The organism is Corynebacterium sp. HMSC056F09 (assembly GCF_001815785.1).
Taxonomy (GTDB): Bacteria; Actinomycetota; Actinomycetes; order Mycobacteriales; family Mycobacteriaceae; genus Corynebacterium; species Corynebacterium hiratae.
Genome location: NZ_KV821901.1, coordinates 17,605 through 39,684, shown reverse-complemented (window position 1 = coordinate 39,684; position 22,080 = coordinate 17,605). Strand labels below are relative to the sequence as shown.

Sequence of the window (22,080 nt, the reverse complement as noted above, 5' to 3'; positions counted from 1 at the left end):
GTATAGATGCATTCACCACCTGAGCCCGCCTCAATGGCGGGGCATAACTTTGGCGGCTAGGGCAGTTTCCGTGTCGAGGGCCTAGTCCGCGGTTACCGTGCCGAAAGCGACGGCCAGCTCCTCCGCGGCGCGGTCGAGCACCGAAGCCCACGAGCCATAGGATTCCTCATTCGCGGTATCCGAAACCTGCTTGAGCAACGTGCACGGCACACCGAACTTTCGGCACACCGCGGCGATGGCGTAGCCCTCCATATCGCACAGCGCGGAATCTTGGGCAAGGCGCGTGCGGGTCGGGGTATCCGAGATGAAGGAATCGCCCGTCGCCAGAGTCTCAGTGGGCAGCTTTCCGGAGGTCTCTAACTCAATGACCTCGGGGAGGAGATAACGGGAGACGTCGCTGAGCACCTCCAAGTGGAAGTCGTGCTTGCGAACGTGGGAGATCTCGAAGACGCCAGCGAGATCGTCGCGAAGCGCGCCCGCAGTACCGATATTGATGACGCGCTCCGGCAGCTGCTGCGCGGAAGCCAAAACCGCCGTCAGCTCGATGGCGGCGGGCACCGTGCCAATACCCGTGATAAGCAGCGGCGCTCCTTCCGGCACATGCGTGGCTTCAGCGTCCACGGCGGCGACGAACAAGGTACGACCAGAAAGATTCTCCATGCCTGCGAGACTACCTTCTGGCCCGAGGAATGCTCTCCACAACTCTGTTCTGAGCGTTGCGGCCACTTGTAGGGTCTGGAACCACACCGAGACCTCAGAAAGGAGAACACCATGTTCACCCCACGAGTATTCGCCGCAACCGCACTGCTGTGCTTCCCCCTTATCGCCTGCAGCAGCCCCGAAGAAGCCCAAGCCAGCCCCGTAGTCTGCGAGGCAGGAAATGCCCACGCGGCTTTCAACGACAACATCGCCCAGGTTCCGCAGTGGAATGGCCACAACTGGGCACTGGTTGATTCCTCCCACTTCGATCCATGCGCGGAGCTGAGCTGGCAGACCATTTCCATCGAAGGTGCAACGGCCTCCTCGCCGCACCACATCATGCTCTTCCACTACGGCGAGTACATCGGCACCGCCACCGCCGAGCCCTATGGCTTCTTCCCCAGCGTGGAGCGGGTCAATGGCAACGAGATTTCCGTAACCTATCACTGGCTACAAGAGGGCGATGCCAATGCCGCGCCGACGGGAGAGACACACGCCGGCTTCCGTTGGGACGAGGCCCAGCACAAAGTCATCATGAGCGGCGATGTTCCGCCGATGGGCTAGATAAGATAGAGCTAGTCGTGCGCCCTATATGAGGCGCACACACTAGGAAAGGAACATCAATGTTTAGGTCCGCCTTCATCGGCGCTGCCCTTATCTGCCTCCCGCTGGCCGCCTGTTCCCAGGACAACGCGGCGCAGGATTCTGCGGACTCGCCGATGTTCAATTCCGTGCAGAGCAGCGCAACGGATAGCACTCCGGATAACGCAGAGGGCGCCGAGGGCCCCGCTGCATCGTCGCCGGCCGCGGGTGCCTCGCCGACGTTGCCCGCCGAGTCCCCTACAGACGATGCGGAATCCTGCCAGGATATCGACGCCCACGCGGCCTATGAATCAGGCATTGGCACGGTTCCACCGTGGAATGACAACAACTGGACGCTGGTGGATTTCTCGCAGTTCGATCCCTGCGCGGAGCTGAGCTGGCAGACCATCAGCATCGAGCGTGGAACGTCCTCCTCGCCGTACCACATCATGCTCTTCCACAAGGGCGAGTACCTGGGCACCGCCACCGCCGAGCCCTATGGCTTCTTCCCTACCGTAGAGCAGGTCAGCGGGAACGAAATCGCCGTGACCTACCACTGGCCGCGCGAGGGCGAATCTAATGCGGGGCACACCGGCGAAACGAATGCGGGCTTCCGTTGGGACGACGGCCAGCAGAAGGTCATCATGTCTGGCGACGTCCCGCCGGGAAGCTAAGTGCGGCGGTTCGGCCGCCGCAACGCAACCGTTAGCGCAGCCGCTGGCCCACAAAGCCCGCGGCCAGCGTGTTGCCGCTCGACTGATCGATGAGCAGAAAATTGCCCACCGCGCCGCGGGCGGCGTAGTTCTCCACGGGAAGCTCCGCTTGGGTTTGGATGGTGATGAAAGCAATGTCGTTGAGTGCTGCGGATTCCGGGGCCTCAACATCGGCCACGCCATCCAAATCCAGCACCCGATCGACCGAGGCCACGCGGGCCTTGACCAGCGCGGTGCCATAGCGCAGCTTCACCATCTGTCCCGCGCGCAGCTCTTTTTCCGTCAAGACCACCGCGGTGGCGGCGAATTCGCGCACCTCCTCCGGGCGCTGTGTGCCGGCGATGAGGTCGCCGCGGGCCAAGTCGATTTCGTCGGCCAGCCGCAGCACCACGGAGTCGCCGGCGCGCGCCACCTCATCGGATCCAAGCGGGCCATCGGTGGTATCAATCGCGGTGACCGTCGAGGTGCGCCCGCCCGGCAGGGTCACCTCATCCCCCACCGCCACGTGCCCGGCCTTCACGCGGCCGGCATAGCCGCGGTAGTCGGAGGCGTGCTCGCGGATGACGTATTGGATGGGGAAACGCAGGTCAAGGTCATCAGCGCGGCCGGTCGCCACGGGGACTGTCTCCAGCGTGTCGAGGACCGTCGGGCCCTCGTACCAGTCCATGGTGGTGGAGCGTTCCACCACGTTATCGCCCTTGAGCGCAGAAATCGGGATGACCACCGAATCCGTAATGCCCAGGCGCGCGGCGACCTCGTTGAACTCCGCCTCAATCGCGCGGAACGTGGCCTCGTCGAAGTCCACCAGGTCGATCTTGTTCACGCCCAGAATCACGTGGCGCACGCCCAAGAGTGCTGCCACGTTGAGGTGGCGGCGGGTTTGTTCGACGACGCCATTGCGGGCGTCGACAAGCAGCACCACCACCTGGGACGTGGACATGCCGGTCACCGTATTGCGCGTGTACTGCACGTGCCCCGGGGTATCGGCGAGGATGAAGGTGCGCTTATCGGTGGCGAAGTAACGGTAGGCCACGTCGATAGTGATGCCCTGCTCGCGCTCGGCACGGAGGCCGTCGACAAGCAGCGACAGGTCCATGCCGTCGAAGCCGCGGTCGGCAGAAGAACGCTCCATGGATTCCACCTGGTCCGCGAGCACGGACTTGGTGTCATAGAGCAGGCGGCCCACGAAGGTGGACTTGCCGTCATCGACGGAGCCGGCGGTGCACAGACGCAGAGTATCGCGCTGCTTGAGCGCGCCGACATTCGGCGCAAGGGTGGTGGTCGTCATCAGAAGTAGCCTTCCTTCTTGCGGTCCTCCATGGCGGACTCGGACAATTTGTCATCGGCGCGGGTGGCACCGCGCTCGGACAGGGTGGAAATGGAGATTTCCGCGAGCACCTCATCAGGCGAGGCGGCGGTGGATTCCACGGCACCGGTGCAGGACATATCGCCCACGGTGCGGTAGCGCACGGTGCGAGTCTCCAGCGGCTCATCCTCGCGCGGGCCGCCCCATTCGCCCGGGGTCAGCCACATGCCGTTGCGGTTAAATACCTCGCGCTGGTGCGAATAGTAGATGGAGGGAAGCTGCAGGTTGCGCGCGCCGATGTATTCCCAAATATCGGACTCCGTCCAGTTGGAGATGGGGAATACGCGGACGTTTTCGCCGGCCATCTTGCCGCCGTTGTAGAGGTCCCACAGCTCCGGGCGCTGGCGGCGCGGGTCCCAGCCGCCGAAGGAATCGCGGATGGAGAAGATGCGCTCCTTGGCGCGGGCGCGTTCCTCGTCGCGGCGCGCGCCACCCAGGACGGCGTCGTAGCCGCGCTCGGCGATGGTCTCCACCAGCGGCACGGACTGCAGCGGGTTGCGGGTGCCATCGGGGCGCTCCTGGAGGTCGCCGCGGTCGATCCAATCCTGGACGTGGGCGACGTGCAGGCGCGCGCCAGTCTCGGCGACGAGCTGATCGCGGAAGTCGATGACCTCCGGGAAGTTGTGGCCGGTATCGACGTGGATCAGCTCGAAGGGAACGGTAGCGGGCGCAAAGGCGCGGCGGGCGAGCTCGAAGACGACGACGGAGTCCTTGCCGCCGGAAAAGAGCAGGCCTACCTTGTCGAATTGCCCGGCGACTTCGCGCAGGATGTGGAGGGATTCGTTCTCTAAGTCTTTAAGGTGTGGTGAAAGAGTCATTATTCGTGCAACCCGCATTCTGTCTTGCCGTCAGCGAAAACGCGCCCGGAGCGCGCATCCTCGCCCTCGCCTACCGGGAAGGTCAACGGCGCGCAGCCGATGGAGCGGTAGCCCTGCAGGGTGAGGGGGTGGATGATGAGATCGTGTTCCTTGATATAAGCGTCGGTGTCGTCGAGGTCCCAGGTAATAATCGGGGAAATCTTCAGCCGGCCCGTGCGGTCCAGGCTCAGCGCCGGCGCGTTCGCGCGGTGCTCGGAATCGGCGCGGCGCAGGCCGGTGACCCAGCCGACGTACGGGTCCATGGCCATGTTGAGCGGCTCCACCTTGCGCATGCGGTTATAGGCCGCAACGTCGCGCGCATACAGGCGCGGGCCATAAATCTTGTCCTGCTCCTCGGGGCTGAGCAGCGGGCGCACGGTCACCAGCGGCAGGTCCGCATAGCGCTTGGCGACGTCCCCCGCCACCTGAAGCGTCTCCGGAAAGTGCCAGCCGGTATCGATAAAGAGCAGGTCGGCGTCTAAATGGGCGCGGTGCGCAAGCTCGGCCAGCACGGTGTTTTCCATAGACATCGTCACGGCAAGCCGGCCCGGCGCGTGCTCGGCGGCCCACTCAGTAATCGTTTCGGCGGAGGCATCGTAGAGCTTATCGGCCCACTCGTCGACGAGTTCCTGGTTGCGCTGGGCCACGGCAGGCTCGAGCGGCGCGGTGCCGCGGGTGCCTTCGGGGCTAATGCTGGGGTCGCGGTAGTCGCCGCGGTCCAGCAGGTTAGTTGATTCGGTCATGGCTCCTCACATTAAAGGCAGCTGGGCTTGCGTGCAGCCCCACAGAGGGGTGCGAGGGCTGTGAGCTTGGGTACTAGGAAGAATAAAAATTAGCCAGAATGAACCGAGCGGACTAGATTTACAGACTAGACAGTCTATTTTTCGAACCGAAGGGGTTCTCATGCAGCGTGTTGCCATCGTCGGGGACGGCCCCGCAGCACTCTCCACCGCCGAGCGGCTCATCAAAGCCGGGTTGTGCGTGGACCTCTACTGCGAGCGCCCCGCGCCGTTTGGTTTGCTGCGCCGTTTCGCCGGACTCTCCGGCGCGGAATCCGCCGCCTCGCCGTGCCCGAAGGGGACGACGCCGCGCCTGCGACTCATCGGCAACGTCCGCGTGGGCACTGGCCCTGACGCCGATATTAGCCACACGGACCTCAACCAGCTCTCCGCTTCCGGCGACCGCCACCTGGTTCTGCTGGAGCTCATGGCCCGCGGCGTGGCCATCACGACATGGGAGGGGCTGTGCCAGCCCACCGACGACGTCGAGGATTGGGCTACCGTCGCGGCCCGCGCCCAGCGCGCGCCGGTGTGCTTCTAGCACGCGAGCGCGCGAGCGCGCGAGCTAGTCGCTCGCGCAGCCATAAGGGATGCCTGCTGCCCATACCCACGCTAGACGCGCTCGCGTCTAGCGGGATAGACTTGCGCGGTCAATGCTCTCCAGCGGCCCGGCGCGGCCGCCAACACGCACGAAACGCTGGCACATGGAACTCGTTCGCATCCTTTTATCCCGCTCCAAGCCGTACACCGGCTACGTCATCGCGGTGCTGCTCCTCCAAGCGCTATCCACCGCGGCAACGCTTTACCTGCCTTCGCTCAACGCGAAGATCATCGACAGGGGCGTGGCCCAAGTAGACATCGACTACATCTGGCGCACCGGCGGCATCATGCTCATCGTGGCCTTCGTCCAAGTCCTCACCGCCATCGCCGCCATCTGGTTCGGCTCCCGCACCGCCATGGGTCTGGGCCGCGACCTGCGCTCCGATATCTTCCGCCGCGTCACCCGCTACTCCGCCGAGGACATGAGCAACTTCGGCACCGCCACCCTCATCACCCGCGGCACCAACGACGTCCAGCAAATCCAGATGGTCTACATGATGATGCTCAACTTCATGGTCACCGCGCCGATCATGTCCATCGGCGGCGTCATCATGGCCATCCGCGAAGACGCCGGCATGTCCTGGCTCGTCGCGGTCTCCGTCATCGTGCTGCTCACCGCCATCTCCCTCATCATCGTCCGGCTCATGCCGCTCTTCCGCGCCTGGCAAGGCAAGCTCGACGTCATGAACGGCACCCTGCGCGAACAAATCGCCGGCATCCGCGTCGTCCGCGCCTTCACCCGCGAGGAGCACGAAGCCGAGCGCTTCCGCACCGCCAACCGCGACCTGACCAACCTCTCCCTGAAGGTCGGCCAGCTGTTCATCCTCATGTTCCCCATCATCACCGTCATCCTCAACGTGGCCACGGGCGCGGTCCTCTGGTTCGGCGGCCACCGCGTGGACGAGGGCCTCGTGGAGGTCGGCTCACTGACCGCCTTCCTGCAGTACCTGCTGCAGATCCTCGCCGCGGTCATGATGGGCACCTTCATGGCGATGATCCTCCCGCGCGCGGTCATCTGCGCGCGCCGCATCACCGACGTCCTCGAGCACGAGCCCTCCATCACCGAGCCGGACCAGCCCCGCACCCCGGAGCACTCCGAAGGCGTCGTCGAGTTCGACAACGTCTCCTTCCAGTACGCCGGCGCCGAGGCGCCCGTGCTTCACGACGTCTCCTTCACCGCCACCCCCGGCACCACCACCGCGCTCATCGGTGCGACCGGTTCCGGCAAAACCACCGCGCTCTCCCTCGTCCCGCGCCTCTACCTCCCGACGAAGGGACGCGTGCTTCTCGACGGCACCGATATCGCCGAGATGGCGCGGAAGGACGTCGTCAAGCGCGTGGGCCTCGTGCCGCAGAAGCCCTACCTGTTTAGCGGCACCGTGGCTTCCAACCTGCGCCTGGGTGCGCCGGAGGCCACCGACGAGGAGCTGTGGAACGCGCTGCGCGTGGCGCAAGCTGACTTCGTTGAGGACCTCGACATGCACATCGCGCAGGGCGGCACCAACGTCTCGGGTGGTCAGCGCCAGCGCCTGTCCATCGCGCGCATGCTCGTCGCCCGCCCGTTGGTGTACCTCTTTGATGATTCCTTCTCCGCGCTCGACGTACTGACGGATGCCGCCGTGCGCTCCGGAATGCGCGAGTACACCGCGGAGGCGACAACCATCATCGTGGCGCAGCGCGTGAGCTCGATTGTGGATGCAGATCAGATTTTGGTCATGGACGCTGGGCGCGTCGTGGCCCGCGGCACGCACGGGGAGTTGCTCGAGTCCTCCGAGACGTACCGCGAGATTGTGGAATCCCAGAAGACCTCGGAGGTGGCATAAATGGCTGAGCAGGATAACGCTACGTTGAGTGAAGACACCACAATCGAGGAGAAGACCGGCGAGAACGCCCCGCGCAAGGCCAAGAACTTCTGGCCCTCCGCCAAGCGCCTCTTTGGTCTGCTTGCGCCGTTTAAGGTGCAGCTGTTTGCGATTGCGGCGATGAACATCATCTGTGTGTTCCTCGCCGTGGCCGCGCCGAAGGTGATGGGCAAGGCCACCGACGTCATTTTCTCCGGCGTCATTTCCCGCCAGCTGCCCGCTGGGATGAGCAAGGAGCAGGCCATCGCGGCGTTGCGCGCGGGCGGGCAGGATAAGTTCGCCGACATGGCCTCAGCCATGGACTTGAACCCGGGCTTCGGCATCGACTTCTCCACGTTGGGCACGATTATTGGCATCGTGATTGCGATGTACGTGGTGTCCTCGCTCTTCCAGTGGTGGCAAGGCTACTTGCTCAACTCCATGGTCATGAAGATCGTCTTCGACCTGCGCGAGAGCATCGAGGCCAAGCTCAATGCGCTGCCGCTCAATTACTTCGATACGCAGTCGCGCGGAGATCTCCTCTCGCGCACCACCAACGACGCCGATAACATCCAGTCCGCCTTGCAGCAGGCCATTTCGCAGCTGTTTTATAACCTGCTCATGGTCGTGGGCATCACGGTCATGATGTTCACCGTGTCCTGGCAGCTAGCGCTCGTGGCGCTGCTGGCGCTGCCGCTGACGGCGGTGGTCATCGCGGTGATTGGCTCGCGCGCGCAGAAGCAATTCAAGGCGCAGTGGAAGGCCACCGGTGACCTCAACGGGCAGGTGGAGGAAGCCTTCTCGGGCCACGACCTGGCGACCGTCTTCGGGCGCATCGATTCCATGACGGAGGATTTTGATAAGCGCAACGAGGAGCTGTTCCGCTCCGCCTCGCTGGCGCAGTTCCTGGCCGGCATGATGATGCCGATCATGCAGTTCATCTCCTACCTGTCCTACGTGGTCATCGCGGTGCTGGGTGCGTTGAAGGTGGCCTCCGGCACGCTGACGTTGGGCGGCGCGCAGGCCTTCATCCAGTACTCGCGCGAGTTCAACCAGCCGCTGGGCCAGCTGGGCGGCATGATGCAGCAGGTGCAGTCGGGCGTGGCCTCGGCAGAGCGCGTCTTCGAATTCCTCGACGCCGAGGAAGAGCCCGCCGAGGAGTCCACCTCCCGCTTGGGTGGGCGTGCGAAGGGGCTCGTGGAGTTCGACGACGTCGACTTCTCCTACAGCCCCGACAAGCCGCTCATCCAGGACCTCAACCTGCGCGTGGAGCCCGGCCAGACCGCGGCCATTGTCGGCCCCACGGGTGCTGGCAAGACCACGCTGGTCAACCTCATCATGCGCTTTTACGACATCGATTCGGGCACCATCCGCCTCGACGGTGTGGACACCGCGCAGATCTCGCGCCGCGAGCTGCGCTCCCAGGTGGGCATGGTGCTGCAGGACGCCGTGGTCTTTGAGGGCACCATCATGGACAACATTCGGTACGGCCGCCTCGACGCCACCGACGAGGAGGTCATCGCCGCCGCGAAGGCCACCTACGTGGACCGCTTCGTCCATTCCCTCCCCGATGGCTATGACACCAAGATTGACCAGGATGGCGGCGCGATTTCCGCCGGCGAGCGCCAGCTCATCACCATCGCCCGCGCTTTCCTGGCGCAACCGGCGCTGCTCATCCTCGACGAGGCCACCTCATCCGTGGATACCCGCACCGAGGTGCTCGTTCAGCAGGCCATGAATGCGCTGCGCGCGGACCGCACGTCCTTCATCATCGCGCACCGCCTGTCCACGATTCGCGACGCCGACCTCATCATCGTCATGGAAGAAGGCCGCATCGTCGAACAGGGCACCCACGCCGAGCTTCTCGACGCCCACGGCGCCTACTGGCGCCTCCACCAGTCCCAGTTCCGCGAAGACTAGAGCTCGTCGACGGTCACAGACATCGTCGGGGCCGAGAACGTGTCACCCGTGAGGTTTGCTAGCTCGAGGGTGACGTCGGTGAGGGAGAGGTGTTCCATGAGGGCGTCGGGAAGCTCGGCGTCTGGGACAGGATTCGGCTGGGGTATACCGAGCTGGTCGAGGACGGCATTAATGTCACCGCCGGTGAGGTCTGCCGTGACGGGCACGGTGCGCGCGCCTTCGACGGTGGGCGTGGCGGTCAGCGAGGTCGCCACGATGCGCGCGGGCTCCACCGTCGTTATGGCCCCGCCGGTGGTGAGCAGGCCATCGCCGGCGTTGCCCGGCAGCGTGATGGCAAGGTTGCGCACGGCAAGGCGCTCTCCGGTGAGCTCGATAACGCGCACCTCGCCGTCTCGGGTGGGCATCGTACCCAATGTGGCTTTCACGTTCCCCGTCAGAGTCACCTCGTCCGCTCGCACGGTGGAAAAATAAGGCTGCGCTGGGGCAACCTGCGCCCCGACTGGTCCCGCGCTGCTCACCAGGATCTGCGCGCTGAGCACGGCTACCCCGACCTTCACGCGCGCCGGTCGGGCAGCTTCGCGCCTCGAAGCGTTAACCATCGCTGGGCTCCCAGGCCAAGGTCAGCGCGCCGCCGATGATGCCGAGTAGCGAACCGATGAGAAAGCCTCCCAAGTTGGAGGTGGGAAGCGCAATGACCGCCACGATGATGCCCAGTACCCCCAGGTACGTCGCAGTGGTGGGACGGAACCACGCGCCAAGGCCAAACATGACCAGCAACGCCCCGATAAGCAGGGTGGACACACCCGACACGGTAGAAATCATGACGAGCAGGTCCGAGATCTGCACCGTGAAGTAGGCCGGCATAGCGATGACGATGCCCGAAAGAATGAGCAGCAGCCCCGGAATAAACGGCCGCCCAGCGCGCCACGTCTTAAACCGCCCCCACGCCCCGCCTGTGGCTGCCGCGGGAGCTACAGCCTGGTCAACATCGAGAGAATCCGGCGCTTCTGCTCCATGCAGTGCTGCGTCGGAATCCCTAGCGTGATCAGCAGACATTGCCGCGGCCCCGCTCCACAGAGACGCCCACATTCTTTGCGGATAGCGTCTTCGCGCCGATGGAGGTGGCGCGCACGTCGTCGGCAGTCAGCGAAACCTGCTTGGCATAGAGGCCCCACGTCCCCGGGTCGGCCGACTGGGACAGCTGGCTGGCGTCGATGCCCACGTTCGCGTCCTGCATGACCAGCGAGCCCTCGATATTCGACGCACCAACGAGGAGACCAGTGGCCTCCACACTGTTATCGCCCTTCGCCTTGAGCGCGAGCGTGGACTCCCCCACCGCAGGCAGGTCAGTGGTGACATAAAGACACAAATCCGAGGCCACGGCGTGTTCCATCTTCAGCCGCGCGGTGGGAACATCCTCCTCGCCCTTCTTGTCGCTATCCACAAACAAGGAAAAGCCATCGCCTTCCAAGTGACGAATGTTGACGTTGAAGAACGTACCCGAGAGCGCCAGATTCGCCGTCAGACCGCCCTGCGCAACCGCAACTCCGGCCACTCCGAATGCTGCGAAGCCCGCAACGAGGCCCACCGCGGCCTTCGGAACATTGATTCTGCCCACAACGCCTCCTGAATTCTTAGCCCTCAAGATGATAGCTGAATGCTGACTCACTGATTTGGGGCCGGGGGATTTAAGGTAGGAGGCACGCACAGCAGCAATTAAAGGAGCGCGCATGTTCGGCTGGGTTGCCATCGCCGCATCAGTCCCGGTGTGGCTGTACTTTTTCTACCGCCTCACGGCGCTGTTTCGGTTCATCCGCTCCGGCGGGCCCACGCAGCTGAACCGTACCGACCGGCCCCTGGCGCGCCTTGGCCGCGTGCTCATCGAAGTCTTCGGCCATACCCACTTCAAAGGCCGCCCGCTGGTCAATGCCGCGCACTGGCTCGTCATGGTGGGCTTCCTCTTCGGCGCCATCGTGTGGTTCGAAGCCTATATCCAAACCTTCGCGCCCGATAAAGGCTGGCCGTGGCTCAGCGACTGGCCGGTGTACCACTTCATCGAAGAGGTCCTCGCCATCGGCACCGTGCTCGGCATTTGCTTCCTCATCGGCGTGCGCCTGAAACTCGGCCACACCGATCGCGGCAGCCGCTTCTACAACTCGCAGGTCTTCCCGGCACGCCTGGTGGAGGCCATCGTCTTCCTCGAAGGCCTCGGCATGCTCGCCGTCAAGGCCGCCGCCATCGCCACGTACGGCGGTGGCTCCCCGTGGGCTGATTTCTTGTCGATGCATGTGGCGGGGGTTATGCAGGCGTCGCCAAGCATGGTGCAGTTCTTCGCCCTGGTGAAGCTGCTCACGGGCCTAGTGTTCATCGCGTGCATCGCCCACTACTTCCAATGGGGCGTGATGTGGCACCGCTTCCTGGCCTTCTTCAACATCTTCTTCCAGCGCAACGCCGACGGTGAGAGGGCGCTGGGTGCTCTCCCCACGCCGGATTTGGAGGACCTCGAACCGGGAAGCTGGAAGATGCTTCTCGACGCCTCCTCCTGCACCGAATGCGGCCGCTGCCAGGACCTGTGCCCCGCATGGAACACCGAGAAGCCGCTGAGCCCGAAGAAGCTCATGATGGACCTGCGCCAGAGCGCGCTGGATAATTACAACCCGCATGAGGGGCTCAACGTGCTGGCGATGGCCGGCACGATTGATGATGACGTCCTGTGGTCCTGCACCAACTGCGGTGCTTGCGTTGACCAGTGCCCGGTGGATATCGAGCACATCGACCACGTGGCGGACCTGCGCCGGTTCAAGGTGCTGGCGGAGTCCGACTTCCCGTCGGAGCTGACCGGGCTGTTTAGGAACATGGAGACGAAGGGCAACCCGTGGGGGCGCAACGCTTCGGAGCGCCGCGCGTGGATCGATGAGGCGCGTGCCGACGGCATCGAGGTGCCGATCATCGGCGAGGACGCCACTGATTTCTCGGACCTGGAGTACCTGTTCTGGGTCGGTTGCGCGGGTGCCTACGACGACAAGGGCCGCGCTACGACGCGCGCGGTGGTGGACATGCTGCACACTGCGGGCGTGAAGTTCGGTGTGCTGGCCACGGGCGAGACCTGTACCGGTGACCCGGCGCGCCGTGCTGGCAATGAGTTCCTGTTCCAGGTGATGGCGGAGCAGAATGTTGCCACGCTTAACGACGCCTTCGCCGGCGTCCCCAAAGGCCAGCGCAAAATCATCACGACGTGCCCGCACTGCTTCAACACGATCCGCAACGAGTATCCCGATTTCGACGGCCACTTTGATGTGCTGCACCACACGCAGCTGCTCAACCGTTTGGTGCGGGAGAAGCTGCTCGTGCCGGTGCCGCGTTCCCCGGAGAACCGCCGACCCGTCACGTATCACGACCCGTGCTTCCTGGGCCGCCACAACAAGGTCTTCGACCCGCCGCGTGAACTCGTCGAGGCGACCGGCGCAACGCTGGCGGAGATGGACCACAACCGCGACGAGGCCTTCTGCTGCGGTGCCGGTGGCGCGCGCATGTTCATGGAAGAAAACCAGGGCAAGCGAGTTAACGAGTTCCGCTCGGAGCAGGCCGTGGCGACCGGTGCCGAGCAGATTGCGACGGGCTGCCCGTTCTGCAATGTCATGCTGACGGGTGGTGTGAAGTCCATCGCGCCGCAGACACAGGTCAGCGATGTGGCGCTCATGCTTCGCGACGCCATTGCCCCCTCCGGCGACCTTCCCGCCCCGCGCGAGAAGGCCTTCCTCGACACTCCCCGCCGCCTGCCCGTGGAAGATTCCACCGCACCTTCCCCGGAAACACTCGCTGCGGAATCTGCCCCAACAAGCTCTCCGCAGGCCCCCACCGCTGCACCAAGTACGTCTGCGGCGCCGACACCTCCGACTGCCCCCAGCGCGCCCGCAGCTCCGTCTGCGCCGAGCGCACCGCAAGCACCTGCCGCGCCCAGCGCACCACAGGCAGTGCCAACGTCCCCTGCCGCGCCGAGCGCGCCAACGGCTCCATCCGCTGCACCGCAGGCACCATCAACGCCGACTGCCCCCAGCGCGCCGAACACGCCTGCAGCACCCTCGACTCCATCTGCGCCACAAGCGCCCTCTGCTCCCAGTGCACCACAGAGTCCATCTGCTCCAACAGCTCCCAGTCCACCGCAGGCCCCAGCTGCGCCACATGTCGCAGGAGCTCCAACCGCTCCTACAGCGCCGAGTGCTCCCAAAGCACCTACCGCACCGTCCGTGCCAGACGCACCCGCAGCTCCATCTGCACACACTCCGACACCGAACGCAGCCTCTGTACCGCAGGCACCAGCCGCACCCCAGGCGCCCGGTGCACCATCGTCGCCAAACGCTGCAGCTGTACCGACTGCACCGGCGGCACCCAAGGCTGCAACAACGCCAAGCGCTCCCGGTGCACCGGCGGCACCAGCGTCGAGCGTTCCCAGTGCCCCCGCTGCACCAAACGCACCGCAAGCACCCACGGATACTCCTTCGGTGCCGAAGGCACCGCCTGCACCAACAGCACCGAGTGCACCAAACGCGGGCGCCGTGCCGAAGGCTCCGGAGGCGCCAGGCGTGTCGGAAGAGGGGGCGTCGGAAAGCAAAGACTAGTGCGACGTCAACCACAGCAGCGCCGCGTGAGCTAGGCATGCCTGGTTTCGCACAGGTACGCTCTACTCCATGCAATCTGACGTGACCTACGTCCTCGCCTCGGGCGAAAATAATTACACCGACTCGCTGGTGTCCTTCGCATGGATTATGGCGGTGGCGCTGCTGGCGCCGTTGGTGTCCCATGCGCTTGGCAAGAAGATGCCGGCCGTGGCGCTGCTTATTTTCTTCGGCATGCTCATCGGCCCGTCGATGTTGGGCCTGGCCCACGAGGACCCCGGCATCGGGATGCTCAAGGAGCTTGGCGTTGGTGCGCTTTTCCTGCTTGCAGGTTTCGAAATTGACCTCGCCGCCCTGAAATCGAAGGAAGCCGCCACAGGGTTATCCACGTGGCTCCTCTGCGTGGTGGCGTGTGGCGTCGGCGCCTATTTCCTCATGGACGACATCCCCGGCGCCATCGTCATGGCCATCGCTTTGACCTCCACCGCCCTGGGCACCATCACGCCGATGCTCAAACAGGACAAGCTCCTGGGCACGCGAGTAGGCGATTCCGTGGTTATCCACGGCGCAATCGGTGAGGTCGCGCCCATTACCGCGATGGCACTCCTGCTGGGAACACGCTCCACGTGGACAACGATGCTGATTCTTCTCGCCTTCATCGGCATTGCCGTGGCCGTCGCCGTCATGCCCTTCGCCATTACTACCCTCATGCCGTGGTTCAAGGACGCTTTCATCTCCGGGGCGGGCTCCACCAATCAGACCATCATGCGCCTCATCATCCTGATGCTGGCCATCCTCATGGCGGTGACGGCGGTATTCGAACTCGACATTGTCCTAGGCGCCTTCGCGACGGGCATCATCCTCAACCGCATCATTCCCGATGAGTTCCATAAGGGCTTGGAGAACCGCCTCGACGTCGTTTTTTATTCCATGCTCATCCCCGTCTTCTTCGTGGTCTCTGGCATGGCGATTGACTGGAAAGTCATCGTGGACGAACCCCTCAAGGTCCTCGGCATTCCGCTGCTCATCTTGGTCACCCGCGGCCTGCCGGTGTTCCTGCGCGAGAACATCCACCAGACCGGCTCCGACGTCGAAACCACCCGCGAGCGCATCCAGGTGGCCCTTTACGCGGCGACCGGCCTGCCCATCATCGTGGCGGTGATGACGCTTGCGGTGGGTTCGGGCATCGTCGATAGTGAAATGGCCTCCATCTTCATCGCCGGCGGCGCACTCACCGTTGCAATCTTCCCGTTCCTCTCCAGCCTCGTGCGCGGAAAAGAGCCCGCCAAGGCGGAAGAATAGGGCTGCTAGAATATAGGGCGTGACTAATCCCTTCAGCATGCGGCTTTCCGACGCCGAACGGACCGACGCCGTCAACGACCTCGCCCAGGCCTTGGGTGAAGGCCGCCTGACCATGGATGAGTTTGAGGACCGCACCGACGCCGTCATGCGCGCCACTACCCGCCGCGAGCTGGCAGAAGTCTTCATGGATATCCCCACCAAGGCCAGCAGCGAGCTGAAGATTTACTCCCAGGGCGACGTCGCGCGCGCCTACCAGTCAACCCGGAAACCCCGCTTGGCCACCGCATTGGTTGGCTCCCTCGGGCTACTGTTCGGAGCGATCGCATCCTTCGCCACCCTGTCCGGGGCCACCGCCGCACTCACCGGCACCGGCCTGCTTTTCCTCATCCCCGCGTTGTGGATCATGCTGTACGTGGCCAAGGTGGGCCCCGAGTCCTGGCACCAGCCCTCCGCGCGGCAGATTGAGCGCCAGCGCATGCGCGAGCTCAAGGCCGCGGGCGCTGAAGAACGCGCACAGATGCGGGCGTTGGAGCAGGCGCAGTGGGCGGAGAGGCGTCGCCAAGCAAGTGAAATTACTGGGGATGCGATGAATCTGGCCAAACGCAAGCTGGAACAGTGGAACCAGAAGTAACATATCCGGCATGACTCACAACCGGATTTTTGATCAATCCACCAAACTACAGGGCGTTGCCTACGATATTCGCGGCGAGGTTTCCACGGAAGCCGAGCGCATGGAGCTCGACGGGCACAACATTCTGAAGCTCAACACCGGCAACCCAGCGGTGTTTGGTTTCGATGCGCCGGATGTCATCATGCGCGACATGATTGCGGCGCTGCCGACCTCCCAGGGCTACTCCACGTCGAAGGGTATTATCCCGGCGCGGCGCGCAATTGTGACCCGCTATGAGCTGGAGGATTTCCCCAGCTTCGACGTCAATGACGTGTACCTGGGCAACGGCGTCTCCGAGCTGATCTCGATGGTGACGCAGGCGCTGCTTGACGACGGCGACGAGGTTCTCATCCCCGCTCCTGACTACCCGCTGTGGACGGCGGCGACGTCGCTGGCGGGTGGCACACCCGTGCACTATCTGTGTGATGAGGAGGATGATTGGAATCCGTCCATTGAAGATATTCGCGCGAAAGTAACGGAGAAGACCAAGGCCATCGTGGTCATTAATCCGAATAACCCGACGGGTGCCGTGTACTCGCGTGAGACCCTGCAGAAAATCGTGGATGTAGCGCGCGAGTATAACCTGCTGATTCTGGCCGATGAGATTTATGACCGCATTCTCTACGACGGTGCGAAGCACATTTCGATTGCCTCGCTGGCCCCGGATTTGCTGACGATCACGTTTAATGGCTTGTCCAAGGCCTACCGCGTGGCCGGCTACCGCGCCGGTTGGATGGTGCTGACGGGCCCGAAGTCCCATGCCCGCGGTTTCATTGAGGGTCTGGATTTGCTGGCGGGCACGCGCCTATGCCCGAATGTGCCGGCGCAGCACGCAATTCAGGTCGCGCTTGGTGGGCGGCAGTCGATTTATGAGCTCACCGGTGAGGGCGGGCGCTTGCTCAAGCAGCGCAACATTGCCTACGAGAAGCTCAATGAGATTCCGGGCGTGTCCGTAACGAAGCCGATGGGCGCGCTGTATTGCTTCCCGCGCCTGGACCCGGAGGTGTATGAGATTCACGATGACGCGAAGCTCATGCTCGACATCCTGCGCGCCGAGAAGATCCTCATGGTGCAGGGCACCGGCTTCAACTGGCCTACGCCGGATCACTTCCGCGTGGTCACGCTGCCGTGGGCTTCGCAGCTGGAGAACGCGATTGAGCGGCTCGGCAACTTCCTGGTGAGCTACCGCCAGTAGCACTGCACACTACTGACAACTAGGCTTCCCACAATCGGGCAGGAGCAAAGAGGCGCGCTCGGTTCAAAAGCGTGCGCGCCCCCTTGCCTCAAGCACTAGCGGTCGGGCGGAGCGGGGCTTCCCGGCTCGGAACGTGTCGGCGGCGTGGCGGGTTTGCGGGGAGGGGCGAATCCATGGCCCGTGCCGGCTGTCTCGTGTTCGCGGATGCGCTGGGCGCGCGGCGCGCGATGCGGGTGGGCCGGTTCCCGCGGATCGCGGGGGCCGGCCGGTACCCATTTAATCTTGCCGTTTTCGCGCACAATGCGGCCGCGACCCGGCAAGCCGTTGATGGCGTTGTGGTATTTGCACAGCGGAGTGAGGTTCTCGGGGTTCGTTTCGCCGCCGTGTCTCCATTCTGTGATGTGGTGTATCTGGGAATAATCGGCGCCGCACAGGCAGCGATCCCAGGCGCAGGTGGGTTGCTCACCGCAGGCCATGATGCGCTGCTTCTCCGAGGCGACGCGCTGGGTGCGGTGGAGTTCCACGGGGCCTTTGACGCGGTCAACAATCATGACGAGGCCTTCTTCGGCGAGCTCGCGCTCGATGAGCTCTTTGCCCGTGATCTTGGCGCCGTTGGATAGCTGAATCACTATATCCCCGAGGTCTGGGGCTGCGTTGTCCTGAGACTCGTCGGCGCAGCTACTGATAGTGGGCTGGTCCGAAGGAGAATTTGGGGCTATTGGAGCGGCGGAAGCAGGATCCGCGGAATCGGGGCGCGGGGTGGACGGGTCGCCCAAGCGTCCCAAGATTGTGGCGTACTCGGGAAGCTCCATGACGGCGAGGGTCTGGGCAACGGGGCGGGCGAGGCGGCCCTCGCGAAACGCGGCCGTGAAGGAACCCACAGGATCCTCCTCATCGATATTGGGCCGCAGGTCCTCGATGAGTGCAGCCGGAGCCGTGAGCGTGAGCTTGGATAGCTCCTTTCCCCGGCGAATTGTCACTCCCGGCTTCGGCGCGGGCGGCGGGCTGAGCTCGCGAATGCGCTTGCGCGCATAGCGGGCCACGGCCTTCTCATCGCCAGCGATTCCGCACAGCTCAATGCGCAGATCCCACGCCTGGTGCTGTTTCTTCAGCCTTCCTGCGAAGCGCTCAATGAGCAACAGCGTGGGCAGGTCGTGCCCATTGGCACGGGCGGCCGAAACGGCACGCGCCTGTTTGCGGGTGAAGGAGGTGGAGGCAAAGTAGACGTCGAAAAGCGCCAGCAGAGAGCGTGCCGCAGACTCCGGACCCCACACCCGAAGCTGCTCGAAGCTGAGCCCCGCAACGCCGGCGACGAGCTCGATGCCCGCCGCCTGGCTGCGAAGATGCGCTTCCACAAGGTTCATGCCAGCAACGCTAAACGCCCCACCCGCACCGCACAACGGCGCCGCCGCCAGCCTGTGGATAACTTGTTGATCGCGTCAGCAATACTTTTCTTTATTATGAAACTCATTCACAATAGTAGGCATGACTAATCTCAGCCCGTGGCGCACGGGGCTCCTTGGACTTCTTGCCATCACGGCCCTCGCAACCCTCGCGGGACTGTTCATCCTCCGCCCCACCAGCGCGCTCACTGAGCACACCAGCCCGGACTTTTCCACCACCTACGCCCTCAATCATCCACAAGTCGAAGGCACCGTGGAGACCGTGGATAACCACCTGTGCTCCGATCCCCACACGGGCCGCGCCTTCGATGAGGCCCCGCTCATCCCCGCCGAGGGCGACGACACCTCCTGCACCCGCGCCCTCATTGACTTAACCTCCGGCGCTGACGCAGGCCGCAAGACGCAGCTCGTATTCTATGGCGTGGCCAGTGACCCGACCCTCCACCCCGGTGACGAGGTAATTCTGACAGTATCCAGCGACGGCACCTATGCCTTCGCCGATTTCCAGCGCACCGGCAACCTTGGCTTATGGGCGATTATCGCCGCCGTCATCATCATCGCCTTCGCCGCCTGGCATGGGCTGCGCGCGCTGCTGGGCCTAGGTATCAGTTTGGCCATTGTGTTCTTTTACCTCATCCCCTCCCTCATCGAGGGCCATTCGGCGCTGCCGCTGGCGCTCGTTACCTGCGCGGCCATCCTTTTCCTCGCCGTTCCTCTCGTGCACGGCGTGAACTGGAAATCCGCCTCCGCCCTGGGAGGAGCATTGGTGGCGCTGGCGTTGTCGGGGGCGTTGGGGTGGGCGTCGATAAGCAGCACGGCACTGACGGGTTCCAGCTCGGAGGATAACCTCAAGCTGCTGCTCTACATGCCGGGGGTTTCCGTCGTGGGAGTGCTGCTGTGTGGGTTCATTGTGGGCGCATTAGGCAGCCTCAACGATATCGCGGTGGCGCAGGCCTCCACCGTGCGCGAGCTCAACGCCGCCGACCCCACAGCCGGGCCCGGCGCGCTTTTCATGTCAGCCATGAAGGTGGGCCGCGACCATATCGCCTCCATGGTGTACACCATCGTGCTGACCTATACCGGCGCGGCTCTGCCGCTGCTCATGCTCATCACGGCGGCGCAGCGCCCAGCCCTGCAGATCCTCTCCAGTGACCTCGTCGCCACAGAGGTTCTGCGTTCCTTGCTGGGCGCGATGGCGCTGACCCTGGCGGTGCCGCTGACCACCGCGATTGCGGCGTTTACTGTACCGGAAGGACGCGACCAAGCGCCTCGACGGTCCAGCCGGCCTCGCGCCAAGCATCGACGCTGAGCACGTTGCGCCCATCGATGATGTGGCGGCGGGCCACGAGCTCGCCGGCCCCAGCCGGGTCGAGGTCGCGGAATTCCTGCCACTCGGTGGCGAGGATGACCAGCTCGGTGTCCTTGAGTGCCGCGCTTGCCGACGCCGCGTAGTTCAGCGTCGGGAACACCTTCTTGGCGTTCTCCATACCTTGCGGGTCATAGACCGTCACGGCGGCTCCCGCCAGGGAGAGCGAACCGGCCACGGAGAGCGCTGGCGAATCGCGGACGTCATCGGAGTTGGGCTTGAAAGCGCAACCCAGCACAGTAACGCGGTGGCCGAGGAGGGAGCCGTCGAAAGCCTGCTTGGCCAGGTCCACGACGCGGTCGCGGCGGCGCATGTTGATGGCGTCGACCTCGCGGAGGAAGGTCAGGGCCTGGTCGGCACCCAGCTCGCCGGCGCGTGCCATGAAGGCGCGGATGTCCTTGGGCAGGCAGCCGCCGCCGAAGCCCAAGCCCGCACCGAGGAACTTGCGGCCGATGCGCTCGTCGTAGCCGATGGCGTCGGCAAGCTTGACCACGTCCGCACCAGCAATCTCGCAGATTTCAGACACGGCGTTGATGAAGGAAATCTTGGTGGCCAGGAAGGCGTTGGCTGAGACCTTGACCAGCTCTGCGGTCTGCAAGTCGGTCACGATGAACGGGGTGTTCTGTGCCAGCGGCTGGGCATAGACCTCGCGGGCGGCTTCTTCGACGTTACTTACACCGTCGGCGAGCCCTGCCTCGCCGACGCCGAGGACGATGCGGTCCGGGGTGATGGTGTCCTTGACGGCGTAGCCCTCACGCAAGAACTCCGGGTTCCAGGCAATCTCCACGCTGGTGCCCTCTGGGGCCAGTTCATCGGCCATCTCCTGCAACCGCGCCGCGGTGCCTACCGGGACGGTGGATTTGCCGAAGATGATGTGCTCGCCCTTGAGACGCGGCACGAGCTCCGTGATGACGGACTCCACGTAGGTGAGATCCGCAGCGTAGGAGCCGTGGGCCTGCGGGGTGCCGACGCCGAGGAAGTGCACGTTGGCGAACTCCGCGGCGTCATCATAGCTGGTGGAAAAATCTAGGCGGCCGGTCTCGATGTTGCGCTCGAGTACCTCCGGCAGGCCAGGCTCGTAGAACGGCACGCGGCCGTTCTTGAGAGCTTCAATCTTGTTTTCATCAACATCTACACCGAGTACCTCGTGGCCGAGCTCCGCCATACAGGCGGCGTGTGTCGCACCTAGGTAGCCGGTACCAATAACAGTCATACGCATAACCGGCTATTTTAGGCGCTCCTGTGCCTGCTTGCCCGACGAGGTGCAGAATGTTTAGCGGAAGTTCAGATAGGACTTCGACGGTGTTGGCCCGCGCTGGCCCTGGTACTTCGAGCCCAGAGCGCCGGAACCATACGGCGCCTCCGCCGGCGAGGACATCTTAAAGATCGCCAGCTGGCCCACCTTCATCCCCGGCCACAAAGAAATGGGCAGGTTCGCGGTGTTAGACAGCTCGAGCGTGATGTGCCCGGAGAAGCCCGGATCGATGAAGCCCGCCGTGGAGTGCGTTAGCAGGCCCAGTCGCCCCAGGGAAGACTTGCCCTCCAGGCGGCCTGCCAGGTTGGCCGGCAAAGTGAACTTCTCCAGCGTGGCGCCCAGCACGAATTCGCCGGGGTGCAGGACGAAGGCATCGCCCTCAGCCACCTCCACCTCGCTGGTGAGGTCCGGCATCTCCTGCTTGGGGTCGATATGCGTGTAGCGCGAGTTATTGAACACGCGGAAGAACTTGTCCAAGCGCACATCGATGGAGGAAGGCTGGACCATCTCGGCGTCGAAAGGCTCGATGCTCAAACGCTCTGGAGCATCAGCGGCGATGGCGGCACGGATATCACGATCAGAAAGAAGCACGGCTCATAGTCTACCTCCCCACTGGGCCTTTTATGGCCTCGGGCGGCGGCGGTGCTAAGCTTTACGACGATGCACAATCTGCATTGCGCCGACGTAGTTTAATGGTAGAACTGCAGCTTCCCAAGCTGCTGGCGCGGGTTCGATTCCCGTCGTCGGCTCCACTTATCTTTCCAGCTCATGGACTAATTTCATACCTGCAGGATGGACCATGACAGCCCCTATCTTCACGCCGAAAACCACAGCGGAGCTTCGCTCTGAGCGTGAGCATATACTTCAAGATCTTGCGCCCCGCACAATCGATGAACTCCGCGAACTTCGTGCGATA

Annotated in this window: 20 protein-coding genes and 1 tRNA gene; 11 read left to right on the top strand and 10 right to left on the bottom strand. The window is 63.9% G+C overall.

Annotated elements, in window-relative coordinates:
* Nucleotides 1-81: 81 nt before the first annotated feature.
* A complete protein-coding gene (locus HMPREF3056_RS03395; RefSeq protein ID WP_046647134.1) occupies nt 82-660 on the bottom strand; it encodes a nucleosidase in 579 nt (192 codons plus the stop codon).
* Between the two features lie 111 nt (nt 661-771).
* Between HMPREF3056_RS03395 and HMPREF3056_RS03390 the strand changes: the two genes are divergently transcribed.
* Together HMPREF3056_RS03390 and HMPREF3056_RS03385 are read left to right on the top strand one after the other, a co-directional pair.
* The gene (locus tag HMPREF3056_RS03390; protein WP_070511002.1) at nt 772-1,263 is read left to right on the top strand and encodes an LppP/LprE family lipoprotein; all 492 of its coding nucleotides are present in this window, start codon (nt 772-774) and stop codon (nt 1,261-1,263) included.
* A gap of 59 nt (nt 1,264-1,322) precedes the next feature.
* The gene (locus tag HMPREF3056_RS03385; RefSeq protein WP_070511000.1) at nt 1,323-1,955 is read left to right on the top strand and encodes an LppP/LprE family lipoprotein; all 633 of its coding nucleotides are present in this window, start codon (nt 1,323-1,325) and stop codon (nt 1,953-1,955) included.
* 31 nt (nt 1,956-1,986) lie between these two features.
* Here HMPREF3056_RS03385 and HMPREF3056_RS03380 read toward each other — a convergent pair whose 3' ends face one another.
* The 3 genes from HMPREF3056_RS03380 to HMPREF3056_RS03370 are packed head-to-tail and all read right to left on the bottom strand — an operon-like array spanning nt 1,987 to nt 4,960.
* Nucleotides 1,987-3,282, bottom strand: a complete 1,296-nt coding sequence (locus HMPREF3056_RS03380; protein ID WP_070754102.1) for a sulfate adenylyltransferase subunit 1 — start codon at nt 3,280-3,282, stop codon at nt 1,987-1,989.
* On the bottom strand, nt 3,282-4,178 hold the full coding sequence (gene cysD / locus HMPREF3056_RS03375) for a sulfate adenylyltransferase subunit CysD (RefSeq protein ID WP_010188641.1): 897 nt from the start codon (nt 4,176-4,178) through the stop codon (nt 3,282-3,284). The genes HMPREF3056_RS03380 and cysD overlap by 1 nt, the downstream gene beginning before the upstream one ends.
* Nucleotides 4,178-4,960 carry a phosphoadenylyl-sulfate reductase gene (locus HMPREF3056_RS03370; protein WP_070754101.1) on the bottom strand — a complete coding sequence of 261 codons (783 nt, stop codon included), beginning with the start codon at nt 4,958-4,960 and terminating at the stop codon, nt 4,178-4,180. The genes cysD and HMPREF3056_RS03370 overlap by 1 nt, the downstream gene beginning before the upstream one ends.
* Before the next feature lie 160 nt (nt 4,961-5,120).
* On the opposite strand from HMPREF3056_RS03370, the gene HMPREF3056_RS03365 reads away from it, so the two are divergent.
* From HMPREF3056_RS03365 to HMPREF3056_RS03355, 3 genes are all read left to right on the top strand, one after another.
* Nucleotides 5,121-5,537 (top strand): methylenetetrahydrofolate--tRNA-(uracil-5-)-methyltransferase, encoded by a 417-nt coding sequence (locus HMPREF3056_RS03365; protein WP_070754100.1) that lies wholly within the window; start codon nt 5,121-5,123, stop codon nt 5,535-5,537.
* A 163-nt stretch (nt 5,538-5,700) separates the two neighbouring features.
* Complete coding sequence (locus tag HMPREF3056_RS03360; RefSeq protein WP_070754099.1) at nt 5,701-7,419, top strand: ABC transporter ATP-binding protein; 1,719 nt, start codon at nt 5,701-5,703, stop codon at nt 7,417-7,419.
* Nucleotides 7,420-9,357 carry an ABC transporter ATP-binding protein gene (locus HMPREF3056_RS03355; RefSeq protein WP_070754098.1) on the top strand — a complete coding sequence of 646 codons (1,938 nt, stop codon included), beginning with the start codon at nt 7,420-7,422 and terminating at the stop codon, nt 9,355-9,357.
* Here the strand turns inward: HMPREF3056_RS03355 and HMPREF3056_RS03350 are convergent.
* The 3 genes from HMPREF3056_RS03350 to HMPREF3056_RS03340 are packed head-to-tail and all read right to left on the bottom strand — an operon-like array spanning nt 9,354 to nt 10,975.
* Complete coding sequence (locus tag HMPREF3056_RS03350) at nt 9,354-9,956, bottom strand: hypothetical protein (protein ID WP_070702679.1); 603 nt, start codon at nt 9,954-9,956, stop codon at nt 9,354-9,356. The two genes, HMPREF3056_RS03355 and HMPREF3056_RS03350, sit on opposite strands and share 4 nt — an antisense overlap.
* Nucleotides 9,949-10,413, bottom strand: coding sequence for a DUF6114 domain-containing protein (locus tag HMPREF3056_RS03345; RefSeq protein ID WP_232745439.1), 465 nt, complete (start codon nt 10,411-10,413; stop codon nt 9,949-9,951). Before HMPREF3056_RS03345 ends, HMPREF3056_RS03350 begins: the two co-directional genes overlap by 8 nt.
* Entirely contained in the window at nt 10,403-10,975 is a 573-nt protein-coding gene (locus tag HMPREF3056_RS03340) for a DUF6230 family protein (protein ID WP_049154769.1), read from the bottom strand. The genes HMPREF3056_RS03345 and HMPREF3056_RS03340 overlap by 11 nt, the downstream gene beginning before the upstream one ends.
* A gap of 112 nt (nt 10,976-11,087) precedes the next feature.
* Here HMPREF3056_RS03340 and HMPREF3056_RS03335 point away from each other — a divergent pair, with 112 nt between their 5' ends.
* The 4 genes from HMPREF3056_RS03335 to HMPREF3056_RS03320 all read left to right on the top strand — a co-directional run bounded on the left by HMPREF3056_RS03335 (nt 11,088) and on the right by HMPREF3056_RS03320 (nt 17,140).
* Nucleotides 11,088-13,976, top strand: a complete 2,889-nt coding sequence (locus HMPREF3056_RS03335; RefSeq protein WP_070754097.1) for a (Fe-S)-binding protein — start codon at nt 11,088-11,090, stop codon at nt 13,974-13,976.
* Between the two features lie 69 nt (nt 13,977-14,045).
* Nucleotides 14,046-15,275 (top strand): cation:proton antiporter, encoded by a 1,230-nt coding sequence (locus HMPREF3056_RS03330; RefSeq protein WP_070517702.1) that lies wholly within the window; start codon nt 14,046-14,048, stop codon nt 15,273-15,275.
* Between the two features lie 19 nt (nt 15,276-15,294).
* The gene (locus tag HMPREF3056_RS03325; RefSeq protein ID WP_371326139.1) at nt 15,295-15,906 is read left to right on the top strand and encodes a DUF1707 SHOCT-like domain-containing protein; all 612 of its coding nucleotides are present in this window, start codon (nt 15,295-15,297) and stop codon (nt 15,904-15,906) included.
* Nucleotides 15,907-15,916: 10 nt separating this feature from the next.
* On the top strand, nt 15,917-17,140 hold the full coding sequence (locus HMPREF3056_RS03320; protein WP_070545845.1) for a pyridoxal phosphate-dependent aminotransferase: 1,224 nt from the start codon (nt 15,917-15,919) through the stop codon (nt 17,138-17,140).
* Between the two features lie 95 nt (nt 17,141-17,235).
* On the opposite strand, the gene HMPREF3056_RS03315 is transcribed toward HMPREF3056_RS03320, so the two are convergent.
* The gene (locus HMPREF3056_RS03315) at nt 17,236-18,504 is read right to left on the bottom strand and encodes an HNH endonuclease signature motif containing protein (protein ID WP_070682330.1); all 1,269 of its coding nucleotides are present in this window, start codon (nt 18,502-18,504) and stop codon (nt 17,236-17,238) included.
* A 121-nt stretch (nt 18,505-18,625) separates the two neighbouring features.
* Here HMPREF3056_RS03315 and HMPREF3056_RS03310 point away from each other — a divergent pair, with 121 nt between their 5' ends.
* A complete protein-coding gene (locus HMPREF3056_RS03310; protein ID WP_070754096.1) occupies nt 18,626-19,852 on the top strand; it encodes a YibE/F family protein in 1,227 nt (408 codons plus the stop codon).
* Here HMPREF3056_RS03310 and HMPREF3056_RS03305 read toward each other — a convergent pair.
* Together HMPREF3056_RS03305 and dcd are read right to left on the bottom strand one after the other, a co-directional pair.
* On the bottom strand, nt 19,782-21,128 hold the full coding sequence (locus HMPREF3056_RS03305) for a UDP-glucose dehydrogenase family protein (protein ID WP_070754095.1): 1,347 nt from the start codon (nt 21,126-21,128) through the stop codon (nt 19,782-19,784). The two genes, HMPREF3056_RS03310 and HMPREF3056_RS03305, sit on opposite strands and share 71 nt — an antisense overlap.
* 54 nt (nt 21,129-21,182) lie before the next feature.
* Nucleotides 21,183-21,755 (bottom strand): dCTP deaminase, encoded by a 573-nt coding sequence (gene dcd / locus HMPREF3056_RS03300; protein ID WP_046645898.1) that lies wholly within the window; start codon nt 21,753-21,755, stop codon nt 21,183-21,185.
* An 87-nt stretch (nt 21,756-21,842) separates the two neighbouring features.
* Between dcd and HMPREF3056_RS03295 the strand changes: the two genes are divergently transcribed.
* Nucleotides 21,843-21,916, top strand: a tRNA-Gly gene (locus tag HMPREF3056_RS03295).
* The last annotated feature ends 164 nt before the right edge of the window (nt 21,917-22,080 follow it).

What these genes read in the sequence shown, in the direction of transcription:
- HMPREF3056_RS03395 (WP_046647134.1), bottom strand. Translation starts at nt 660, where the DNA reads ATGGAGAATCTTTCTGGTCGTACCTTGTTCGTCGCCGCCGTGGACGCT.
- HMPREF3056_RS03390 (WP_070511002.1), top strand. Translation starts at nt 772, where the DNA reads ATGTTCACCCCACGAGTATTCGCCGCAACCGCACTGCTGTGCTTCCCC.
- HMPREF3056_RS03385 (WP_070511000.1), top strand. Translation starts at nt 1,323, where the DNA reads ATGTTTAGGTCCGCCTTCATCGGCGCTGCCCTTATCTGCCTCCCGCTG.
- HMPREF3056_RS03380 (WP_070754102.1), bottom strand. Translation starts at nt 3,282, where the DNA reads ATGACGACCACCACCCTTGCGCCGAATGTCGGCGCGCTCAAGCAGCGC.
- cysD (WP_010188641.1), bottom strand. Translation starts at nt 4,178, where the DNA reads ATGACTCTTTCACCACACCTTAAAGACTTAGAGAACGAATCCCTCCAC.
- HMPREF3056_RS03370 (WP_070754101.1), bottom strand. Translation starts at nt 4,960, where the DNA reads ATGACCGAATCAACTAACCTGCTGGACCGCGGCGACTACCGCGACCCC.
- HMPREF3056_RS03365 (WP_070754100.1), top strand. Translation starts at nt 5,121, where the DNA reads ATGCAGCGTGTTGCCATCGTCGGGGACGGCCCCGCAGCACTCTCCACC.
- HMPREF3056_RS03360 (WP_070754099.1), top strand. Translation starts at nt 5,701, where the DNA reads ATGGAACTCGTTCGCATCCTTTTATCCCGCTCCAAGCCGTACACCGGC.
- HMPREF3056_RS03355 (WP_070754098.1), top strand. Translation starts at nt 7,420, where the DNA reads ATGGCTGAGCAGGATAACGCTACGTTGAGTGAAGACACCACAATCGAG.
- HMPREF3056_RS03350 (WP_070702679.1), bottom strand. Translation starts at nt 9,956, where the DNA reads ATGGTTAACGCTTCGAGGCGCGAAGCTGCCCGACCGGCGCGCGTGAAG.
- HMPREF3056_RS03345 (WP_232745439.1), bottom strand. Translation starts at nt 10,413, where the DNA reads ATGTCTGCTGATCACGCTAGGGATTCCGACGCAGCACTGCATGGAGCA.
- HMPREF3056_RS03335 (WP_070754097.1), top strand. Translation starts at nt 11,088, where the DNA reads ATGTTCGGCTGGGTTGCCATCGCCGCATCAGTCCCGGTGTGGCTGTAC.
- HMPREF3056_RS03330 (WP_070517702.1), top strand. Translation starts at nt 14,046, where the DNA reads ATGCAATCTGACGTGACCTACGTCCTCGCCTCGGGCGAAAATAATTAC.
- HMPREF3056_RS03320 (WP_070545845.1), top strand. Translation starts at nt 15,917, where the DNA reads ATGACTCACAACCGGATTTTTGATCAATCCACCAAACTACAGGGCGTT.
- HMPREF3056_RS03315 (WP_070682330.1), bottom strand. Translation starts at nt 18,504, where the DNA reads ATGAACCTTGTGGAAGCGCATCTTCGCAGCCAGGCGGCGGGCATCGAG.
- HMPREF3056_RS03310 (WP_070754096.1), top strand. Translation starts at nt 18,626, where the DNA reads ATGACTAATCTCAGCCCGTGGCGCACGGGGCTCCTTGGACTTCTTGCC.
- HMPREF3056_RS03305 (WP_070754095.1), bottom strand. Translation starts at nt 21,128, where the DNA reads ATGCGTATGACTGTTATTGGTACCGGCTACCTAGGTGCGACACACGCC.